At 61.4% G+C, this 21,366-nt stretch carries 19 protein-coding genes and 2 pseudogenes; 18 read left to right on the top strand and 3 right to left on the bottom strand.

Annotation, left to right across the window (positions count from 1 at the left end; all coding sequences use genetic code 11):
- Nucleotides 1-36: 36 nt before the first annotated feature.
- Together mscK and selO are read left to right on the top strand one after the other, a co-directional pair.
- On the top strand, nt 37-3,387 hold the full coding sequence (gene mscK / locus AB4N64_RS22780) for a mechanosensitive channel MscK (protein WP_460118730.1): 3,351 nt from the start codon (nt 37-39) through the stop codon (nt 3,385-3,387).
- A 48-nt stretch (nt 3,388-3,435) separates the two neighbouring features.
- Nucleotides 3,436-4,899, top strand: coding sequence for a protein adenylyltransferase SelO (gene selO, locus AB4N64_RS22785; protein ID WP_460118732.1), 1,464 nt, complete (start codon nt 3,436-3,438; stop codon nt 4,897-4,899).
- A 5-nt stretch (nt 4,900-4,904) separates the two neighbouring features.
- Here the strand turns inward: selO and mazF are convergent, their stop codons facing one another.
- Nucleotides 4,905-5,267, bottom strand: coding sequence for a type II toxin-antitoxin system toxin MazF (gene mazF, locus AB4N64_RS22790; RefSeq protein WP_460118734.1), 363 nt, complete (start codon nt 5,265-5,267; stop codon nt 4,905-4,907).
- Complete coding sequence (mazE, locus tag AB4N64_RS22795; protein ID WP_460126842.1) at nt 5,267-5,701, bottom strand: type II toxin-antitoxin system antitoxin MazE; 435 nt, start codon at nt 5,699-5,701, stop codon at nt 5,267-5,269. The genes mazF and mazE overlap by 1 nt, the downstream gene beginning before the upstream one ends.
- Before the next feature lie 101 nt (nt 5,702-5,802).
- Between mazE and trxC the strand changes: the two genes are divergently transcribed.
- Nucleotides 5,803-6,234, top strand: coding sequence for a thioredoxin TrxC (gene trxC / locus AB4N64_RS22800; protein WP_460118736.1), 432 nt, complete (start codon nt 5,803-5,805; stop codon nt 6,232-6,234).
- A gap of 113 nt (nt 6,235-6,347) precedes the next feature.
- On the opposite strand, the gene AB4N64_RS22805 is transcribed toward trxC, so the two are convergent.
- A complete protein-coding gene (locus AB4N64_RS22805; protein WP_460118738.1) occupies nt 6,348-7,118 on the bottom strand; it encodes a ParA family protein in 771 nt (256 codons plus the stop codon).
- A 362-nt stretch (nt 7,119-7,480) separates the two neighbouring features.
- On the opposite strand from AB4N64_RS22805, the gene AB4N64_RS22810 reads away from it, so the two are divergent.
- The 15 genes and pseudogenes from AB4N64_RS22810 (at nt 7,481) to AB4N64_RS22880 (ending at nt 21,357) form a co-directional block, all read left to right on the top strand.
- Complete coding sequence (locus AB4N64_RS22810) at nt 7,481-8,200, top strand: beta-ketoacyl synthase chain length factor (protein WP_460118740.1); 720 nt, start codon at nt 7,481-7,483, stop codon at nt 8,198-8,200.
- Nucleotides 8,176-8,985: a lysophospholipid acyltransferase family protein gene (locus AB4N64_RS22815; protein WP_460118742.1), complete on the top strand. Its 810-nt coding sequence runs from the start codon at nt 8,176-8,178 to the stop codon at nt 8,983-8,985. The genes AB4N64_RS22810 and AB4N64_RS22815 overlap by 25 nt, the downstream gene beginning before the upstream one ends.
- Nucleotides 8,966-9,226, top strand: coding sequence for a phosphopantetheine-binding protein (locus AB4N64_RS22820; RefSeq protein WP_192307628.1), 261 nt, complete (start codon nt 8,966-8,968; stop codon nt 9,224-9,226). Before AB4N64_RS22815 ends, AB4N64_RS22820 begins: the two co-directional genes overlap by 20 nt.
- A 9-nt stretch (nt 9,227-9,235) precedes the next feature.
- A complete protein-coding gene (locus AB4N64_RS22825) occupies nt 9,236-9,490 on the top strand; it encodes an acyl carrier protein (protein WP_368556674.1) in 255 nt (84 codons plus the stop codon).
- On the top strand, nt 9,487-10,032 hold the full coding sequence (locus AB4N64_RS22830) for a COG4648 family protein (RefSeq protein WP_460118745.1): 546 nt from the start codon (nt 9,487-9,489) through the stop codon (nt 10,030-10,032). The genes AB4N64_RS22825 and AB4N64_RS22830 overlap by 4 nt, the downstream gene beginning before the upstream one ends.
- On the top strand, nt 10,029-11,708 hold the full coding sequence (locus AB4N64_RS22835) for an AMP-binding protein (protein WP_460118747.1): 1,680 nt from the start codon (nt 10,029-10,031) through the stop codon (nt 11,706-11,708). Before AB4N64_RS22830 ends, AB4N64_RS22835 begins: the two co-directional genes overlap by 4 nt.
- A pseudogene (locus tag AB4N64_RS22840) lies at nt 11,701-12,434 on the top strand (glycosyltransferase family 2 protein). The gene AB4N64_RS22835 and the pseudogene AB4N64_RS22840 overlap by 8 nt, the downstream one beginning before the upstream one ends.
- Nucleotides 12,431-13,379 (top strand): annotated as a pseudogene (locus tag AB4N64_RS22845) (LpxL/LpxP family acyltransferase). The pseudogenes AB4N64_RS22840 and AB4N64_RS22845 overlap by 4 nt, the downstream one beginning before the upstream one ends.
- Complete coding sequence (locus tag AB4N64_RS22850; RefSeq protein ID WP_460118749.1) at nt 13,360-14,904, top strand: HAL/PAL/TAL family ammonia-lyase; 1,545 nt, start codon at nt 13,360-13,362, stop codon at nt 14,902-14,904. The pseudogene AB4N64_RS22845 and the gene AB4N64_RS22850 overlap by 20 nt, the downstream one beginning before the upstream one ends.
- Nucleotides 14,897-15,322: an acyl-CoA thioesterase gene (locus AB4N64_RS22855; protein ID WP_460118751.1), complete on the top strand. Its 426-nt coding sequence runs from the start codon at nt 14,897-14,899 to the stop codon at nt 15,320-15,322. The genes AB4N64_RS22850 and AB4N64_RS22855 overlap by 8 nt, the downstream gene beginning before the upstream one ends.
- A complete protein-coding gene (locus AB4N64_RS22860; RefSeq protein ID WP_460118753.1) occupies nt 15,319-15,921 on the top strand; it encodes an outer membrane lipoprotein carrier protein LolA in 603 nt (200 codons plus the stop codon). Before AB4N64_RS22855 ends, AB4N64_RS22860 begins: the two co-directional genes overlap by 4 nt.
- Nucleotides 15,911-18,244 (top strand): MMPL family transporter, encoded by a 2,334-nt coding sequence (locus tag AB4N64_RS22865; RefSeq protein ID WP_460118755.1) that lies wholly within the window; start codon nt 15,911-15,913, stop codon nt 18,242-18,244. The genes AB4N64_RS22860 and AB4N64_RS22865 overlap by 11 nt, the downstream gene beginning before the upstream one ends.
- Nucleotides 18,241-19,401 carry a cation:proton antiporter gene (locus tag AB4N64_RS22870; RefSeq protein ID WP_460118757.1) on the top strand — a complete coding sequence of 387 codons (1,161 nt, stop codon included), beginning with the start codon at nt 18,241-18,243 and terminating at the stop codon, nt 19,399-19,401. The genes AB4N64_RS22865 and AB4N64_RS22870 overlap by 4 nt, the downstream gene beginning before the upstream one ends.
- The gene (locus AB4N64_RS22875; protein ID WP_460118759.1) at nt 19,388-20,635 is read left to right on the top strand and encodes an NAD(P)/FAD-dependent oxidoreductase; all 1,248 of its coding nucleotides are present in this window, start codon (nt 19,388-19,390) and stop codon (nt 20,633-20,635) included. Before AB4N64_RS22870 ends, AB4N64_RS22875 begins: the two co-directional genes overlap by 14 nt.
- Nucleotides 20,632-21,357 carry a class I SAM-dependent methyltransferase gene (locus AB4N64_RS22880; protein ID WP_460118761.1) on the top strand — a complete coding sequence of 242 codons (726 nt, stop codon included), beginning with the start codon at nt 20,632-20,634 and terminating at the stop codon, nt 21,355-21,357. Before AB4N64_RS22875 ends, AB4N64_RS22880 begins: the two co-directional genes overlap by 4 nt.
- Nucleotides 21,358-21,366 lie beyond the last annotated feature (9 nt).

Here is a 21,366-nt window from a genome sequence, read left to right on the forward strand (position 1 = left end):
ACTCCACACTTCGCCTTTTGTTTCCGATCAAAATCTATGTCGACCCTGCGCACCTTTTTCATCATGGCCCTGCTGGGCCTGAGCCTTTCTGTCGGCTCTCTGCAAGCAGCCGAACCGCCGTCCCGCGAAACCGTACAGGCCAGCCTGGACAAGATCGCCGATCGCAAACTGCCCGAAGCCGATCAGAAAGCCTTGCAGAGCGTTCTGCAAAACACCCTGACCCAGCTCGGCAACCAGCGTGACTACGAGCAAAAGCTGGCCGATATCAAGCAGCAATTGGCTACCGCGCCCAAACAGACCATCGAGAACCAGCGCGAGCTGACCCGACTCAAGGGCACCAGCATGCCGCCGGTGGCACAGCGCTACGCCAAGGAGTCCATCCCGCAACTGGAACAATTGCTGACCGAGCGCTCGACCCAGCAAAGCGACATGCAAAAAGCCCTGGCGGATGCCAATAGCCTGGTCATCACGGCGCAGACCCGTCCCGAGCGCGCCCAGGCGGAAATCTCCAGCAGCCAGACGCGCATCCAGCAGATCAACAATATTCTCAAGGCCGGCAAAGATGCCGGCAAGACGTTGAGCGGCGAGCAACGCGACCTGCTCAATGCCGAGCTGGCAGCACTGAATGCACTGATCCCGCTGCGTCGCCAGGAACTGGCCGGCAACAGCCAGTTGCAGGACCTGGGTAACAGCCAGCACGACCTGCTGACGGAAAAGTCCGACCGCCTGGACCGGGAAATCCAGGAACTGCAAACCCTGATCAACCAAAAGCGCCTGGCCCAATCCCAGGAGACTGTGACGCAGCAGTCCATCGAAGCGCAGAAATCCGGCGGCAGCGCCTTGCTGGCAAGTGAAAGCGCAGCCAACCTGAAGCTGTCTGACTACCTGCTCAAAAGCACCGATCGCTTGAACGTGGTCACGCAACAGAACCTGCAAACCAAGCAGCAACTGGACAACGTGACCCAAAGTGACTCGGCATTGGACGAGCAAATCAACGTGCTCAAGGGCAGCCTGCTGCTGTCCAAGATCCTCTACAAACAAAAACAGGGTTTGCCGCGCCTCAAGGTCGATCGTGATCTTGCCGACCAGATCGCCGACATCCGCCTGTACCAGTTCGAGGTGAGCCAACAGCGCGAGTTGCTCAGCAATCCGGCGACTTACGTCGACAATCTGCTGTCGACCCAGCCGCCCGAGCAGGTCACCCCGCAGTTGCGTAAAAGCCTGCTGGAATTGGCCACCACCCGGGCCGACCTGTTGGAGCGTCTGAACCGCGAACTCAGCGCAGTGCTCAACGAATCCATCACGCTGCAGCTCAACCAGAAGCAACTGCTGAGCACCGCGCAAAGCCTGCGTGCGACGCTCGACGAGCAGATGTTCTGGATTCCGAGCAACAAGCCGTTGGACCTGGAATGGATGCGCGGCGTGCCGGAACGCCTGCAACGCCAGATCGCGACCCTGCCGCTGGCTTCGAGCTTCAGCGAATTGAGCGATGGCCTGACGCAGCGACCGCTGCTGTTCCTGCCGCTGGTGTTGCTGATCGGCGCACTGCTTTGGCGCCGCAAAAGCCTGTATGCCCGCCTGAACAAGGTCCACCAGGACATCGGCCACTTCAAGCGTGACAGCCAGTTGCACACGCCACAGGCGATCCTCATCAACATTCTGCTGGCGTTGCCGGTTGCGCTGGGTCTTGCCCTGTGCGGGCTGGCGTTGCAGATCGACGCCCGCGGGCAGAACGCCAACATGGGCGCGGCGCTGCTGCAAATGGCGATGGCCTGGCTGGTGTTCTACACCGCTTACCGAATCCTCGCGCCGGGTGGCGTAGCCGAACTGCACTTCCGCTGGGAAAAACCCCAGGTCGAGTTCCTCCAGGCCTGGGTCCGCCGACTCGGGCTGGTGGTCATGGCCCTGGTAGCGGTGGTGGCGGTCGCCGAACTGCAACCGGCGGCGCTGGCCGACGACGTGTTGGGCATGCCGGTGGTGCTGACCTGCTACGCGCTGATGGCCCTATTGCTCAGCCGCCTGCTGATCAGCAGCCCGACCCACAAGAATGCCTCGCTGTTCCGCAAGGCCGTGGGAGTGATGTTCACTGCCCTGCCCATCGCGTTATTCGTGGCCGTGTGCTTTGGTTACTACTACACCGCACTGAAACTCAGCGACCGCTTGATCAATACCTTGTACCTGCTGATGTTCTGGCTGGTGATTGAAGCCACGTTCGTACGGGGACTCAGCGTCGCGGCCAGGCGCCTGGCTTATCAGCGCGCCCTGGCCAAACGCCAGGCCGCCAAGGAAGCCGGTGATGGCGAAGCGGTGATCGAAGAGCCGACCCTGGACATCGAGAAGGTCAACGAACAGTCCCTGCGCCTGATTCGCCTGGCCCTGCTTGGCGGCTTCATCGCGGCGCTGTACTGGGTCTGGTCCGACCTGATCTCGGTGTTCTCATACCTGGACAACGTCACCCTCTACGAATACACCAGCGGCACCGGGGCCAATATGAGCATGGTGCCGATCAGCATCGGCGACATGCTGGGCGCACTGATCATCATCGGTATCACCTTCGCCCTGGCGCGCAACTTGCCGGGTCTGCTGGAAGTGTTCGTGCTGTCGAAACTGGACTTGGCCCAAGGCAGTGCCTACGCCACCACTACGCTACTTTCCTACGTGATTGCCGGCGTCGGTTTCGTCACGACCCTGTCGACCCTCGGCGTGAGCTGGGACAAGCTGCAATGGTTGGTGGCCGCGCTATCGGTAGGCCTCGGTTTCGGCATGCAGGAGATTTTCGCCAACTTCATTTCCGGCATCATGATCCTCTTCGAACGCCCGGTGCGCATTGGTGACACCATCACCATCGGCAACCTGTCGGGCACGGTGAGCAAGATCCGCATCCGCGCCACGACCATCACCGACTTCGACCGCAAGGACATCATCGTCCCGAACAAAACCTTCATCACCGGGCAACTGATCAACTGGTCGCTGACTGACACCATCACCCGGGTCACGCTCAAACTCGGCGTCGACTACGGCTCGGACCTGGACCTGGTCAAAGAACTGCTGCTCAAGGCCGCCCGGGAGAACCCACGGGTGCTCAAGGAACCGGAGCCGCACGTGTACTTCCTCAATTTTGGTGAAAGCACCCTTGACCATGAGCTGCGCATGCACGTGCGTGACCTCGGCGACCGCAACCCGGTGCTCGATGAAGTCAACCGCTTCATCAACCGTGAGTTCAAGAAACAGCACATCAATATTTCTTTCCGGCAAATGGAGGTTTACCTCAAGAACCTGCACGGTCAGGAATACAAGATGGTGCCTATCGAGCCGGAAACGAAGACCATCGTGCCGCTGGCTGAGGGCAAGCCCCTGCAAGAGCCGCCGCCCGCCAAGCTCGACTAACCGCCCTATCCCTAGCAGAATGCTCGGACATTCTGCTGGAGATGGCCGGTGAAAGCCCTAGACGAACTGACCTTCGATAACCGCTTCGACCGCCTGGGCGATACCTTTTCCGCCCACGTGCTACCCGAACCCATCGACAATCCACGGCTGGTGGTCGCAAGCTCCGCCGCCATGGCGCTGCTCGACCTTGACCCGGCGGTGGCCGAAACGGCGGAGTTCGCCGAGCTGTTCAGCGGCCACAAGCTGTGGGCCGACGCGGTGCCGAGGGCAATGGTTTATTCCGGTCATCAGTTCGGCTCCTACAACCCGCAGTTGGGCGACGGGCGGGGCCTGTTGCTGGGTGAGGTGTACAACGAAGCCGGCGAACATTGGGATTTGCACCTCAAGGGCGCGGGCCAGACGCCATTTTCGCGCATGGGCGACGGACGCGCCGTGTTGCGTTCTTCGATCCGTGAATTTCTCGCCTCCGAAGCGCTGAACGCGCTGAACATTCCCACGACGCGGGCGTTGTGTGTGATCGGTTCAGACACGCCCGTGTGGCGTGAGCGGCAGGAACGCGCGGCCATGGTGTTGCGCCTGGCGCCCAGCCACGTGCGCTTTGGCCACTTCGAGTATTTCTACTACACCAAACGTCCAGAGCAACAGAAAGTGCTTGGCGAGCACGTGCTGGCGCTGCATTTCCCACAGTGCCTCGAACAACCGGAACCCTACCTGGCGATGTTCCGTGAAATCGTCGAGCGCAATGCCGAACTGATCGCCAAGTGGCAGGCATACGGCTTCTGCCACGGCGTGATGAACACCGATAACATGTCGATCCTGGGCATCACCTTCGACTTCGGCCCGTTTGCTTTCCTCGACGATTTCGACGCCAATTTCATCTGCAACCACTCCGACGACCAGGGCCGCTACTCGTTCAGCAACCAGGTGCCGATCGGTCAGTGGAACCTCAGCGCCCTGGCTCAGGCCCTGACGCCGTTCATCAGCGTCGAGGCGCTGCGTGAAACCCTGGGTCTGTACCTGCCGTTGTACCAAGCCCATTACCTGGACCTGATGCGTCGTCGCCTGGGCTTGACCACTGGCGAAGAAGACGACCAGCAACTGCTGGAACACCTGCTGCAACTGATGCAGAACAGCGGCGTCGACTACACGCTGTTTTTCCGCCGCCTGGGCGAAGAAGCCCCGGAGCAGGCGGTTGCACGCTTGCGCGATGACTTCGTCGACATCAAGGGTTTCGACGCCTGGGGACAGCGCTACATCGACCGCACCCGCCGCGAAGGAGAACCGGACCAGACCCAACGCCGCCAACGCATGCACGCGGTCAACCCGCTCTACATCCTGCGCAACTATCTGGCGCAGAACGCCATCGATGCCGCCGAGAAAGGCGACTATTCAGAGGTGCGCAGGCTGCATGAGGTACTGAGTAAACCGTTCGAGGAACAGCCGGGGATGGAAAGCTACGCCCAGCGACCGCCGGTGTGGGGCAAGCACCTGGAGATCAGTTGTTCGTCGTGAGGTGGTCAGTCCAGAGGATCGATGGCACTGACGACTCGAGCGACGATGTCGGCCATCGTGACGTCATCGAGTCGCTCGATGAACTTGGCCGAGCCATCAAGTACACGTTGTTCGATGTCAAAGCTGCGGACCTGATTACATACCGCAACGCCGTTCGTTTCGTGCCCGGATACACTGACAGCCAGCCCTACGTTCCGGCTGAAACCGCCGCCGCTGGTGACTGGCACTGTCATGCTGACACCCAGCGCATTAATTTCCCTGGGGGTTATCACCACAAAACGGTGCCGGTTCATCATCTCCCGACCCGCGACCGGGTTGGGATCAATCCAGTAAACATCGCCCCGCTGCGGGGCACGCCGACGCACCATCAGCCAAGCTCCCGGCCTATTGGATCGCCCTCGCGAGCAGAGGCCGTTTGTGCGTTCAGCTCAGCCATTTCTTCGGCGCCCTCCAGCAACTGCGCGAGGCTATATCGCTTTTGAGGCTCGGATTTCACAGGGCGGGCAATCAATTCTCCATCGACCACATTCAGCTCCAGTTGTGCTCCCACCTCAAGGTGCAGGAGCTTGAGCAAGGTCGGCGCAAGCGTGATTACTGCTGCGCCTCCCTGGCGGCGAATTTTGGATGTCACGGACACGGGATAACTCCTATCCGACAAATGCAGGGCATCGATTTCTCGATGAGTGCAACAAAAGTAGCACGCAATTGAAGACAAAGCGAAAGCCTCTGGAAGTGAAAGACGTCGAAGTTGATTCCAGCCTAGCCATTGCGCAGAAATATGCCGGCGCGAAAATGTGAGCATTTGCGACACTCACCTCCTCGCGCAGCTCACCCAACACTTGATAAAACGCCTGCCGGACTCCAGATAACCGGCATGCCCCGCCCACAGCCAAGAGCCCGATCATGACCGACCCACTTCTCATCCCCTGCCCCCACTGCAACGGCCTCAACCGCATCCCTGCCGAGCGCCTGGGTGATCAGCCCAAATGCGGACGCTGCAAGGCTGAGGTGCTGCTGAGCAAACCTTTTGAATTGAAGCAAGGTGACTACGCCAGCCAGATCAAGGGCGATCTGCCGCTCTTGGTGGATGTGTGGGCGGATTGGTGCGGGCCATGCAAGTCGTTTGCGCCGGTGTTTGAGCAGGCCGCCGGGCAGTTGGCAGGCAAGTGCAGGCTGGCCAAGCTGGACAGTGAGGCGAACCCGCAGTTGTCTGCGCAGTTGGGGATTCGGTCGATTCCGAGCCTGATCCTGTTCAGGAATGGCCGGGAGGTGGCGCGTCAGAGCGGGGCGTTGCCGTTGCCGCAGTTGATGAGTTGGTTGCGTAGTTCCCTGTAGGAGCGGACTTGTCCGCGATGGACCATAGCGATAACGCGGGCAATCTGGCGCCCAGCGTTGTCTGGTCTACCACCGCGACGGTTCGACAAGCTCGCCCCTAAAGGTTCAGGGGATCAGGCGTTTTCGAGCAGGGAATGCAGCTCGACGAATTGCTGGGTCAGCTTGTGTCGCGGGTCGAGGTGGATCAGCGGCGTGCTGGCCTGGTGCGATTCGCGCATGCGCACCGACGACCCCAGGTAGACCGGCAGTACCGGCAAACCTTCAGCGATCAACTCATCGAGCATTTGCTGAGGCAGACTGGCGCGGGCCTGGAACTGGTTGACGACGATGCCTTCAACTTCCAGCCCGTCGTTGTGATCCTCTCTCAATTCCTCGATTTCCGACAGCAGGCCATACAGTGCCTGCCGGGAAAAACTATCGCAATCGAACGGGATCAGAACTCGATCGGCGGCAATCAACGCCGAAACTGCGTAGAAATTCAGCGCCGGCGGGGTATCCAGGTAAATCCGGTCGTACTCGTCATCCAGTTCCTCGAGCAGTTTGCGCAGCTTGTTGATCTTGTGCTTGGCCTCGAGCTTGGGCTGCAAGTCGGCGAGCTCGGCGGTGGCGGTGATGACGTGGAGGTTCTCAAACGGGGTTTCATAGATATCGACACGGTTCTTCTTCGAGAACGGGCCGGAGGACAGTGTCTGCTTGAAAAAGTCGGCGATCCCCATGGGAATGTCTTCACCGGTCAACCCAGTGAGGTATTGGGTCGAATTGGCCTGGGCATCCAGGTCCACCAGCAGGGTGCGATAACCCTCGCTGGCGCTGACTGCGGCCAGGTTGCAGGCGATGCTGGACTTGCCCACGCCGCCTTTCTGATTGAATACCACGCGCCGCATGTCAAACCTCCGTGTATCTAAAGATTGATCGAGTGTAGTAGGCCTCAGAGCCGCTTTGCTACCTCCCCGGCCAATGGACTACATCGAGAGGTACAAACCCCTCACCGTAAAAACCGAAATCTCGCCCGAGAATCCTTCTGGCAGCCGACAGAAAGGAGCGGCCAGGCGTGGATAATCACCCAGCGACAGCCGTCCACTCGCCAGGCAGTAATCTGCGCTGAGCAAAATGTAACCAGCATTTGCTACGTACCCGCCGCACCGGGATAATGCGCGCCACTCGGCGCTCAGCGTCACGTCAGGTGAACCGCTGTTTTTTTCGACTCGCCGTGTCAAGAAAGCCCGCAGGGGCGGGATGTACGCCAGTGATCAACTTCAACATTGCCCAATGGCGCGCCTGGGCTCCCGGGCTCGAAAGCGCGCAAGACTGGCTAGCCTGGAGCCGGCAATCGATCGTGCCGCACAGCAGCGACGCCGCTCCCGACGTTTCGTTTCTGCCGGCCATGCAGCGACGCCGACTCAGTCGCCTGGCGCGAATGGCGTTCAGCGTGGGTTGGCCGCTGGCCGATGGTCGGCACGATCTACCGTTGGTCTTTATTTCCCGGCATGGCGAAACCCCGCGCACCTTCGAGATTCTCAGCGACCTGGCCGCTGAACAACCCCTGTCACCGACCCAGTTCAGCCTCTCGGTCCATAACGCAGTCATCGGCCTTTGGTCGATCATGCGCGGTGAAACCAGCGAGATGACAGCCCTGGCGGCGGCTGGCGACGGCCTGGAACATGGCATGCTCGAGGCTGCGGCATTGTTGGCCGAAGGGGCGCCCGCAGTGCTGCTGGTGATCACCGAAGAGCAGCCACCCCAAGCGTATTCGGACTGGATCGACGATGTACCCTTTCCCTACGCGGTCGGTTTGTTGTTGACGCCCGGTAACGACTGGCAGTTGTCCCTGAACAGCATCCCGGATGCGTTGTCCAAACCCCACTGGCCGCACGCCCTGAATCTGTTGCATACCCTGCTCGGCCAGCACACCACCTGCCAACATGCCTGGAAAAATCGTGTATGGACCTGGCAACGCAACCTGTGACCGAGAAAAATCGCGACGCTTATTACTGGCGTTGGCTGGCGACGGCGGCAAGCTTTGCCCTTTTCGGGTTGGCCGGCCTGTGCCTGCGCCTGGTGATTTTCCCGATATTGAGCTGCCTGCCCGGTAGCGTCGAAACCCACAGATTGCGTGCGCGACGAACCGTCAGTCGCTGCTTCTGGCTGTTCGTGCGGATCATGGCTCGCAGCGGGGTGCTGACCTACGACATTCAGGGTGCGCAAAAGCTTGGTCGCCCCGGCCAGATGATCATCGCCAATCATCCGTCGCTGATCGACGTGGTGTTCCTGATCGGCCTGGTGCGCCATGCCAACTGCGTGGTCAAAAGCAGCCTATGGGAAAACCCCTTCACCCGTGGCCCGCTGCGGCGTACCGAATACATCAGCAATGATGGCAGCATGGGTATGCTCGACGCGGCAGCCGATGCGCTGAAAAGCGGCCAGACCCTGATTATCTTCCCCGAAGGCACCCGTACCCAACCTGGGCAAGCGCCCGCCTTTCATCGGGGTGCCGCTGCAATCGCCTTGCGCGGTGCGAAAATTCTCACCCCGGTGGTCATCAAGGTCAACCCGACCACCCTGACCAAGGCAGACCCCTGGTACCGAATTCCGAAACGACGCGTGCACTTCAGTTTCCGAGTGGGGGCCGATATAGATCCACAGGCCTTCGCCGCACAGGGCCCTGCGCCACAGGCCTCTCGCAAGCTCAACGATTACCTGCATCACTACTTTATCCAGGAGCTCGCCGAAGATGAGCGATCTACACCGTGAAATCAAAGAACTGATCATCGACGCCCTGGGCCTCGAAGACATCAGTGTCCAGGATATTGGCGACGACCAGACGCTGTTTGGCGAAGGCCTGGGTCTGGACTCCGTCGACGCCCTGGAGTTGGGTCTGGCCATTCAGAAAAAGTACGGCATCAAAATCGACGCCGACGCCAAGGACACCCGTAACCACTTCAGCAACGTGGCGAGCCTTGCGGCGTTCGTCACTGCAAAACAGGCAGCTTGAGACCGGACCATGCAAACTCGTGAAGACATTTTCAACACCCTGCGCGATGCCTTGGTCGAACTCTTCGAACTGGACCGCGAGCGTGTAAGCCTCGACTCCAACCTGTATCAGGATCTGGAAATCGACAGCATCGATGCGGTCGACCTGATCGATCACATCAAGCGTCAGACCGGCAAGAAAATCGCCGCCGAAGAGTTCAAATCGGTGCGCACAGTCAACGATGTGGTCGAGGCGGTCTATCGACTGGTCCAACCGGCTGCATGAGGCGACTGATCGGCCTTGGCCTGCTGCTGGCGGGCGTGCTGTACCCCTTCGCGGTGTATTTCGGCATGGAGCATTTCGCGCCGTGGCAGTTCGGCCTGCTGCTGGGAAGCCTGTGGCTGGCGCGGGCACTGACCGGCGCGCGCAAGCCTGGCAGCCTGTGGATGGCCACCGTCGCCATCGTGTTCTGCCTGCTACTGGCCTTGTTCGACAGCCCCGCGCTGCTGCGCTGGTACCCGGTGCTGATCAGCGGATTCATGCTGGTGCTGTTCGGGCTGAGTCTGAAATATGGTCCGCCGATGATCGAGCGCCTGGCCAGATTGCGTGAACCCCATCTGCCCGCCCGGGCCATTCGCTACACACGCAAGGTCACGATCGCCTGGTGCGTGTTTTTCCTGTGCAACGGATTTTGTGCGGCGGCGCTGACGCTCTGGGCGCCGCTGAGTTGGTGGATGTTGTACACGGGCCTGATCTCCTACGGGTTGATCGGCCTGATGTTTGCCATTGAATGGCTCATACGACAACGGGTACGAGGCCGACCATGAATTGGATAAACCTTGAGCAATTGTTGCTCAAGCCGCAGCCGGAACGCACCGTGACGGCCGGGCCGGCGTTGAATCATGCACAGCTGTGCGAACAGGCCCTGAGCCTCGCGGCCGGCCTTCAGCGCCAGGGCGTGCGACGCATCGCCGTGCACCTCGAAGACGCGGCCGACCTTGCGATCGCGCTGCTCGGTGCTTGGCGTGCCGGGGTCAGCGTGTTGTTACCGGCGGACCTGCAACCACAGACCCGTCAGCGCTGGTCGCATGAGGTCGATCTGTGGCTGACGGACCAGGCCGATGATGGGCACCTGGACGACTATCGCCAGACGCCCGCAATCCCTGCCCCTCTCAACCTGGATCGTTGCACGCTGAGCCTGTGCACGTCCGGTTCCAGCGGCGAACCCAAGCGAATCGATAAATCCCTTCGCCAGCTCGTCAACGAGGTCCAGGCGCTGGAGCAATTGTGGGGAGCCGATCTGGCCGACGCCTGCGTGATTGGCAGCGTTGCCACTCAACACATTTACGGTCTGCTGTTTCGCGTGTTGTGGCCGCTGTGCGCCGGGCGACCATTCGTGCGCAGGCAACTGCCTTTCCCCGAAGACCTGCAGCGCGCCAGCCGTGAATATCCGTCGTTTGCCTGGGTCGCCAGCCCTGCGTTACTCAAACGCATGGGTGACAACCTCGACTGGCCAGCCTTGAGCGCAGTGCGCCGGGTATTTTCATCGGGCGGCGCCTTGCCGGTGGAGGCAGCACACGGCCTGTATCAACGCCTGCAGCAATGGCCAACGGAAATCCTCGGCAGCTCTGAAACCGGTGGCATTGCCTGGCGCCAGGGCGATGCGCTGTGGCAAGCCTTTGCCGGCGTCCAATTAAGCCAGGACAGCGATGGCGCGTTGCTGATTGCGTCGCCCTACCTGCCGCAGGATCATGTCGAGCACACCGCGGATGCAGTACGAATCGCCGCCGACGGCCGTTTCGAACTGCTGGGCCGACTGGACCGGATCGTCAAGCTCGAAGAAAAACGCATTTCGCTGCCCATGCTGGAACGGGCACTGACTGACCATGAGTGGGTGGCCGAAGCTCGCCTGGGGGTCGTCCAGGAAAATCGTGCCTCGCTGGGTGCGCTGCTGGTCCTGAGTGAGTCAGGTTTGCATGCCTTGCGCAATCACGGTCGACGCACACTGACGCAAACACTGCGCGAGCACCTCAGCCAGCATTGCGAAGCCATCGCCCTGCCCCGGCGCTGGCGCCTGCTGCGACAACTGCCGCTGAACACCCAAGGCAAATTGCCTCAGGCGGACGTGGACGCCTTGCTGATGGCTCCACGCCCGAAGGCGCCGGAGATCCTCGAGCAGATCGAAACCGATGGTGAGTGGAGCCTGCAACTGGCAGTGCCGCCAGACCTGGCCTATTTCAGCGGTCACTTCCCCCAGGCTCCGGTACTGCCCGGCGTGGTGCAGGTGGAGTGGGCGTTGCAACTGGGCCAACAGTTGATGAACCTGCCGGAGAAATTCGCCGGCATGGAAGTGTTGAAGTTCCAGCAACTGGTGCGCCCGGGCGATGAAATCCAGTTGCACCTGCGCTTCGACCCGGTTCGCGGCAAGGTGTATTTCGCCTATCGCAACGAGACGGCCACCTGCTCGAGTGGGCGGATTTTGCTGGAGGCCGGCGATGCATAGCCCCTGCGCCGTCATCCCCGTCTACAACCACGAAACCGCCATCACCACGGTGGTCGATGCGCTGATCGCCTGTGGCTTGCCGTGCATCCTGGTGGACGACGCCAGCGATAAGGCCTGTGCGGCGGTGCTGGATCGACTGGCGCAGCGCGAAATGGTCTACCTGATCCGCCTCGCCGCCAACCAGGGTAAGGGCGGCGCGGTCATGACCGGCCTGCGCGAAGCTTCGCGTCTTGGCTTCAGCCACGCTTTGCAGGTGGATGCCGATGGCCAGCATGATCTGCAGGACGTATCGGTTTTCATCGCACAATCGCGCGCCCATCCCCACGCACTGATCTGCGGTTATCCGCAATATGACGCCAGTGTGCCGAAAGGTCGCCTGTACGCGCGCTACCTGACGCACGTGATGGTCTGGATCAACACGCTGTCCCTGCAGATCCGCGATTCGATGTGCGGTTTTCGCGTCTACCCGCTGTCGCCCGTGCTGGCGGTCATCGACTCGGCCCGTATCGGCAAGCGCATGGACTTCGACTCGGACATCCTGGTGCGCCTGGCCTGGCGCAATCAGCCGATGCAGTGGTTGCCCACCAAGGTGCATTACCCGCTGGACGGTGTCTCGCACTTTCGCATGCTCCACGACAATGTGCTGATTTCGAGCATGCACACCAGGCTTTTTTTGGCATGTTGCTGCGCGCTCCGGTGATCCTCTGGCGACGGTGGCGAGCATGAGCGACGGGGTCGACAAGCAACATTGGGCGGACCGCCAGGAGCGGGGCAGCTTCTGGCTGATGAAGCTCACTGCGTTTGGCGCAAAGGTGCTCGGCCGCAGGCTGCTGAGCCCGGTGCTGTACGGCATCGTCCTGTACTTTTTCCTGTTTGGTCGCACTGCCCGCCACAGTGCCTGGCAATACCAGCAACGCCTGGCCGACTGGAGTGGCCGTGACAGTTTGCGTCCCAGCCACTGGCGGGTATTTGGCCAGTTCATGGCCTTCGCCGACTCAATGCTCGACAAACTCGACGTGTGGAACGGCAAGCTCAGCATCGAGCAGATCGAAATCATCGACCCCGCGCTGCTGCGCAACCAGTTGCGCGGCAGCCGTGGCCAACTGTTGGTGGGCGCCCACCTGGGCAACCTCGAAGTGTGTCAGTGCGCTGGCAGAGATCGGCGAAAAGGTCACGATGAATGTGCTGGTGCACACCAAGCATGCCGAACAATTCAACCGCCTGCTGGGTGAGGCCGGCGCGACCAACCTGCGGCTGATCCAGGTCAGCGAACTCGACCCGGTCATCATGCTGCAACTGCACGAGCGCCTGGAGCGCGGCGAGTGGCTGGCGATTGCTGGTGATCGTGTGCCATTGCACGGCGGGCGCAGCGTGACCGTGGATTTCCTCGGTTATCCGGCTCGATTCCCACAAGGGCCATGGCTGCTGGCCGGACTGTTGAAGTGCCCGGTCAATCTGTTGCTGTGCCTGAAGAAGCCCGATGGTGATTATCGCCTGACCCTCGAACCGTTCGCCGACACCATCATCTGGAAGCGCAACGACCGCGAACAGGTCATTCATCAGTGGGCGAACCGCTACGCCGAACGCCTGGGCCACTATTGCCTTGAAGCGCCCCAACAATGGTTCAACTTTTATCCTTTCTGGAAGACCGATGACGACGCCAACGCTTGAGCCGGTAACCTTCGGCGAACTCCCTTTGCGCATCGAAGACGTGCGAGCCCTGGCCAACCGCCAGGTGCCGACACGATTGCAGGACGACCCCGCCTACCGCGAGCGCATCGCCAAGGGCGCACGTTTCCTCGATTCGCTGCTGGACAAGGAAGGCGTGATCTACGGCGTCACCACCGGTTACGGCGATTCGTGCGTGGTGGCGGTGCCCTTGCATCACGTCGAGGCGCTGCCGCAGCACCTGTTCACGTTCCACGGCTGCGGCCTGGGCAAGCTGCTCGACGCACAGGCCACCCGCGCCGTGCTGGCGGCGCGCTTGCAGTCGCTGTGCCATGGCGTTTCCGGCGTGCGCGTGGAATTGCTGGAGCGCCTCCAGGCGTTCCTCGAACACGACATCCTGCCGCTGATTCCCGAAGAGGGCTCGGTGGGCGCCAGTGGTGACCTGACGCCGCTGTCGTACGTGGCCGCCACCCTGTCCGGCGAGCGCGAAGTGATCTATCGCGGTGAACGCCGACAGGCTGGCGATGTGCATCGTGAACTGGGCTGGCAACCGCTGGTGTTGCGCCCCAAGGAAGCCCTGGCATTAATGAACGGCACTGCCGTGATGACCGGCCTGGCCTGCCTGGCCTATGCCCGCGCCGACTACCTGCTGCAACTGGCCACGCGCATCACTGCGCTGAACGTTGTGGCGTTGCAAGGCAATCCGGAGCATTTCGACGAGCGCCTGTTCGCAACCAAACCTCATCCGGGACAGATGCAGGTCGCCAAGTGGTTGCGCGAGGACCTGGCCATCGCCGCGCCCACCGCGCCACTGCACCGCCTGCAAGACCGCTATTCCCTGCGCTGCGCACCCCACGTGCTCGGCGTGTTGGCCGACAGCCTGAACTGGCTGCGCTCGTTCATCGAGACCGAACTCAACAGCGCCAACGACAACCCGATCATCGACGCCGAAGCCGAACGTGTACTGCACGGCGGCCATTTCTATGGCGGCCATATCGCGTTCGCCATGGACAGCTTGAAAAACCTGGTGGCCAACGTCGCCGACCTGCTCGACCGTCAACTCGCGCTGCTGGTGGACGAGCGTTACAACCATGGCTTGCCGAGCAACCTGTCTGGTGCTACGGCAGATCGCGCCATGCTCAATCATGGCTTCAAGGCTGTACAGATCGGTGCCAGCGCCTGGACCGCCGAAGCCTTGAAAAACACCATGCCGGCCAGCGTGTTCTCACGCTCCACTGAATGCCACAACCAGGACAAGGTGAGCATGGGCACCATCGCCGCCCGTGATGCGATCCGTGTGCTGGAGCTGACCGAACAGGTCGCCGCCGCCACGTTGCTGGCGGCCAACCAAGGCGTGTGGCTGCGCAGCAAGGCCGAGGAGGCGCGTCCCCTGCCTCCGGCCCTCGCCGCCATGCACGAGGCACTGGCCAGGGATTTTTCACCGGTCATCGAGGACCGTGCGCTGGAAAGCGAATTACGCCTGTGCCTGCAACGGATTGCCGAACAACACTGGAGGTTGCATGCGTAGCAAGGGCGTTCTTCACATCGATACGCAGATCCTCGTGCCGTTCTTCGACGTCGACAGCATGAACGTCGTCTGGCACGGCCACTACATCAAATACCTGGAAGTGGCGCGCTGCGCGTTGCTGGACAGGATCGGCCACAACTACGCGGCCATGGTCGAGTCGGGCTACGCCTGGCCGGTCATTGACCTGCAACTGCGCTACGTGCGCGCCGCCGTCTTCGGCCAGACGCTCAATGTACGGGCCAACCTGGTGGAGTGGGAAAATCGATTGAAGATCAATTACCTCATCAGCGACGTGCAGACCGGTGAACGCCTGACCCGCGCCAGCTCGGTGCAGGTGGCGGTCGAGATGCGCAGCCGGGAGATGCAACTGGCCTCACCCAGGGTTTTTACCGATGCTGTCGAAAGGGTACTGGCATGAACCAACTCCTGAAATGCATGGGCGCGCTGACACTGCTGTGCCTGTCATCGATCGCCCATGCGTTCGATCTGCAACAGCTCAGCGATCAACTGGCCAAACCCGATGTCATCCACGGCCAGTTCACCCAGGAAAAACACCTGCGCGCCCTGCCCCAACCCCTGACGAGCAAAGGCAGCTTCGTCCTGGCGAAAAACCACGGTTTGCTGTGGCTGTTAAAAACACCGTTGCAACAGGATTACCGCATCACCGCCAAAGGCATCGCCCGGCGTGATGCCAGCGGCTGGCAACTGCTGCCGGGCAAAAGTGCCGGTACCGAGCAGAACCGCTTGTTCCTGGCCGTATTGCAGGGCGACAGCAGGGGACTGAAGCGGGATTTCGAACTGTCCCTGGGGGGCGATGCGCAGAACTGGACCCTGACCTTGATCCCGCGGTCCGTGCTGCTCAAGCAGGTGTTCAATCAGATCAACATCACAGGCGGCGAGCTGGTGCACAGCATCGAACTGCTGGAAACCCAGGGCGACCGCACATTGATGCGCATGCAGGACAGCACGAGCACCTCCCCGCTAAGCGAAACGGAGCAACAAGACTTTGCCGAGTGAACGCACGCTGCCACGTCTGTTTGTGCTCCTGCTGCTGGCAGTGCTCGCGCTCGCCGGCTGGCAATGGCGTGATGGAGCCCCGCTGTCGGCCAACCTGATGGAACTGGTGCCCGGCACCGCGCCGGACGCCCTTGAATTGCGTGCCGAACAGCGCATGCAGGAACCGCTGAACCGCGAAATGCTGGTGCTGGTGGGTCACCCGGATCGCCAGCAAGCCGTCTCCACGGCGCAGCAACTGGGTGAGCAATGGCAGGCCAGCGGTCTGTTCGAAAAGGTCCAGTGGACCTTGCAGGCAGACTTGCCAGCCCTGCGCGCACAACTGCTTCAAGGCCGACTGGCGATGCTGTCGGCGAAGGATCGCCAGCAACTGATCGAACACCCCGACGCGTTCATCCAGCAACGGGTGCAGGCGTTGTTCGACCCCTTTACCGGGTTCAGCCTGGTGCCCAGCCAGGATGACTGGCTGGGTTTGACCGGACGCATCCAGAACAGCCAGTCGCAACTGGGTTCGGTGCAGCTGGACATCGGCAGCGGCGCGCTGGTGGCCGATGCTGACGGCAAGAGCTGGGTGCTGCTGCGGGCGCGCACCACCGGCAACGCCTTCGACATGAACCTGCCACTGCAAGTGGCCGACCTGCTCAAGCTCAGCCGCGAACAGGCGGCCCGCTCCGACGTGCAACTGCTCGCCGCCAGCGGCCTGCTCTACGCCGCCAACGGCCAGCAACAAGCCACTCGCGAGATGACCTGGGTCGGCGGCGGCGCCACGCTCGGCATTCTTCTGCTGTTGCTGCTGGCCTTCCGTCGCTGGCGAGTACTGCTGGCCTTCGTCCCGGTGCTGGTTGGGATGCTGTTCGGTGCGGTGGCCTGCGTGGCGCTGTTCGGGCGCATGCATGTGATGACGTTGGTGCTCGGTTCAAGCCTGATCGGCGTCGCAGTCGATTACCCGCTGCATTACCTCTCCAAAAGCTGGAGCCTGAAACCCTGGCGCAGTTGGCCAGCCTTGCGCCTGACCCTGCCCGGATTGACGCTGAGCCTGATCACCAGTTGCATTGGCTACCTCGCGCTGGCCTGGACGCCATTCCCGGCGCTGACCCAGATTGCCGTGTTCTCCGCCGCCGGCCTGCTGGGTGCCTACCTGTCAGCAGTGTGCCTGCTACCCGCGCTGCTCAAGAACGTGGAGCTGCGCCCGGCGGACTGGCCACTGCGGGTGTCCGACTATCTGCTCGATCGACGCGAAGCCCTGGTGAAGGTCGCGCGTACCCCCGTGTTGCTGGCGCTATTGATTGCCTTCTGTGTCGGTGGCCTGCTGCAACTCGAGAGCAAAAACGATATCCGCCAGTGGATTGGCGCGCCGCAGCAACTGGCTGACGAAGCCCAGGCCATCGCGCGCATCACTGGTTATCAGCCCACCAGTCAGTTTTTCCTGGTGCGCGCGGCCAATCAGCAGCAGTTGCTGGAGCGCCAGAGCGCTTTGGGCGAGCGGCTGGAGCAGTTGATCAATCTGGACAAACTCAATGGATACCTGGCGCTCAATCAACTGGTCAGCCCACCCAGTGAACAGCAGCGGGTGCGCGAAGCGCTAAACAAGTTGCCTCAGTTCTGGCAGCCGCTGCTCGCCGTCGGTGTACCGCTGGACGCTCTGAAAAGCGAGCTGGCGAAGTTGCAGGCATTGCCCACCGAGGATATCGACAGCGCACTGACCGGCCCATTGGCCGAACCCTATCGTACGTTGTGGCTGGGTTCGACCGATGACGGCGTCGCCGCCATGGTCAGTCTGCAAGGCTTGAACGACGCTGCATTGTTGCGGGTTCAGGTGATGGATTTGCCGGGTGTGGAGTTGGTGGATCGACTCGGCGACTTGAACAGGGTCTTTGCCCAGACGCAGATCAGCGCTGCGGAGCTGAAACTCGCTTCATGCGTGTTGATCGTGCTGGTGTTGATGCTGTCGTTCGGCCTGGGTGGCGCGATGCGCATCGTCGCCCTGCCGCTGCTGGCCGCATTGTGCAGCCTCGCGAGTCTCGGCTGGCTGGGTCAGCCGCTGACCTTGTTCAGCCTGTTCGGCCTGCTGCTCGTAACAGCGATCAGCGTCGACTACGCCATTCTCATGCGCGAACAGGTCGGCGGAGCGGCCGTCAGCCTGCTGGGCACCCTGCTGGCAGCGCTGACCACCTGGCTGTCCTTCGGCTTGCTGGCGGTGTCCAGCACCCCGGCAGTGAGCAACTTTGGACTGTCGGTGAGCCTGGGCCTGGCGTTCAGCTTTTTGCTCGCACCCTGGGCCGGACGACAGGCACATGCGGCGACGGTCGCGGAGCCTGCAGCATGATGATCGTGCTGTTCTGGGCGATGGCCCTGGCGCTGTTTGCCGTGGCTACCCGCGTGGGGCGGCACTTCGGCCTGATTCCGATTGTCAGTCAGTTATTGCTGGCCACCGCCGGCCTGCCGTTGCTGATGTATTTCTGGGTCGAGCCACATTGGCAATTGAGCGGTGTCGAGTTGGTCGCGCCACTGTGGCTGAAAACCCTCTACAGCCTGAGTTTTGCCCTGCTGCTGGGTTTCATTCTCAGTGACGTGATCGATCTGCAACTCGACCGCCAGAGCCTGAAAATCGCCCTGCCGAGTTTCTGCGTGCCGTTTGCCTGCGGGCTCGCTACAGCCGTCTGGCTGCTGCCGCCGCAACCGTGGATCAGTTCGCTGGCAGTGGGCCTGCTGTTCGCCATTACCGCGATCCCGGTGCTGTATCTGTACCTGCGGCATATCGGCTACCCGAACACCGCAACGCGTCGATTGGTGCAGACTGCGATCCTGATCGACCTCACCTGCTGGACGCTGTTCGCCATCGCCCAAGGCAGCTTGCACTTGAGCAGCCTGCTATTACCCCTGGCCTGTGCGTCCCTGCCTTTGCTGCTGCGGCTCCTGGGTTTGCGCCAGCCAAGACTGTACAGCGCCTGTTTCTTCGCGCTGCTGGTGGTCGCCGAACACTACAAACTCAACGCATTGCTGGTCGGCATCGGCTATCTGCTGTGCATGGCCGCACTGAAGGTGCCACTGGTGCTGCCGCTGCCGACGAGCTGGATCACTGGCATGCAGACCTGGGTCGCAATCCCGCTGATCCTCACGTTCGGCATCGTGCAAATCAACGTCCATAGCGCCCTGAACAGCCTCGGCTGGCTGCAACTGGCAGCGCTGTTGCTGCTGCCGATCATCAGCAAAATGGTCGGTAACTGGCTGGGGCTGGGTTGGGCCGGCGCTTCCTTCCCAGGCGCAAGCCGCTGGCGTGAAAGTGTGCTGCTCAACATTCGCGGCTTGAGCGAGATCGTTTTTCTCAACCTGCTGCTGCAACAACACCTCATCAGCCCGCCGCTGTACTTCGCACTGATGCTGATGGGCCTGATCGCGACGTTGCTGCCGGCACTGGTCGGCCTGCATCGAATGCCCGTGAACGCTGCCACCTCGCAAAGGAATTCCCATGCCAACCACTGAAATGGAACGTCGTCAGGTCGTCATCATAGGGGCCGGGCCTTCGGGTGCCATCGCCGGCGCATTGCTCAAGCGCAAGGGGCATGACGTGCTGGTGATCGAACGCCAGCACTTCCCGCGTTTTTCCATCGGCGAAAGCCTGTTGTCCCATTGCCTGGATTTCGTCGAGGAAGCCGGGATGCTCGACGCCGTGAACGCCGCCGGTTTCCAGCTCAAAACCGGGGCGGCGTTCGCCTGGGGCGAGCAACGCAGCGCGTTCGATTTCAGCGACACCTTCAGCCAGGGAAAACCGACGACCTTCCAGGTCCAGCGGGCGGATTTCGACAAACTGCTGGCCGATCAGGCGGCGCTGCAAGGCGTGGAAATCCGCTACGGACACACCATCGTCAGTGTCGATATCGCTCGGGCAAAACCGCAGTTGGGCGTGCAACGCGAGGACGGCAGCGAATACGGCGTCGAAGCGGGCTTCCTGCTCGATGCCAGCGGCTACGGCCGCGTCCTGCCGCGCTTGCTGGACCTTGAAGCGCCTTCGAATTTTCCGGTTCGCCAGGCGGTTTTCACCCACATCGAAGACCACATCAATCACCCAGGTTTCGACCGCACGAAAATCCTGATCACCACCCACCCGACCCAGCGTGACATCTGGTTCTGGACCATCCCGTTCAGCAATGGCCGCTGCTCACTGGGCGTGGTCGCGGCAGCCGGGCATTTCGATGCTCACGCGCAAAACCTGGACGACTGCCTGCGCCAGTTCATTGCCGAAACACCCAGCCTGGCGGGTGTGCTGGGCAACGCCGTGTGGGATACTCCGGCACGCGCCATCGGCGGGTATTCGGCCAACGTCAAGACCTTGCACGGCCCCGGTTTCGCGCTGCTGGGTAACGCCGCCGAGTTTCTCGACCCGGTGTTCTCTTCCGGCGTGACCATCGCCATGCGTTCGGCAAGCATGGCCGCCGCCGTGCTGCACCGACAGCTGCTGGGGGAAACCGTCGATTGGCAGCGCGAATTCGCCGAGCCGCTCAAGCGTGGCGTCGATACCTTCCGCTGCTATGTCGAAGGCTGGTACGCCGGCACATTCCAGGATGTGATTTATCATCCGGACAGCTCACCCGATATCCGCCGCATGATCAGCTCGATCCTCGCCGGTTACGCCTGGGACGAGCGCAACCCGTTTGTCGCTGAACCCAAACGCCGATTGCGAATGCTGTCGGAACTCTGTGCTAGGGATGCAACATGAATTACCTGAGCGACAACTACGTTGAAGAGACTCGCTTCGGTCTCTGGTTCCTGCGCAGCCATACCTGGCAGCATCATGTGCTGCGCGTCGCGATCAATGACCTGCGCAGCTTGTTCAGCGAAGCATTGCCAGAGCATCCCGTACTGCTCGATGCCGGTTGTGGCCAGGGCAAGTCGTTCCAGCACCTGCGTCAGACATTCGCGCCACGGCGCCTGATCGGTATCGATGCCGACCCGCACAGCCTTGAACTCAGCAGCGCGGAAGCCGCCCGTCAGGCCATGGACGTGGAACTGATCGGCAGCGATTGCGCGACCCTGCCCGTAGCGGATGCCAGCGTTGACCTGCTGTTCTGTCACCAGACCTTCCATCACCTGGTGGAGCAGGAAAGGGCCCTGGCCGAGTTCCATCGCGTGCTCAAGCCCGGCGGATATCTGCTGTTCGCAGAATCCACCGAGGCTTACATTGATACCTGGGTCATCCGCTGGTTATTTCGCCACCCCATGCACGTGCAAAAGAGTGCCGCCCAGTATCTCGAGATGATCCGCAGTCAGGGTTTTGAATTTTCACCGCACAACGTGTCTTATCCGTACTTGTGGTGGAGTCGGTCCAGGGATTTCGGCCTCCTTGAACGCTTCGGCCTGTGCCAGCCGAAACCCTTCGGCCAACGGGAAGAAACCCTGGTCAATGTGGTGGCGCGCAAGCCTCTGGAAGGGGTTGCCTGATGTTCACCT

This window comes from Pseudomonas sp. S2_C03 (assembly GCF_054668405.1).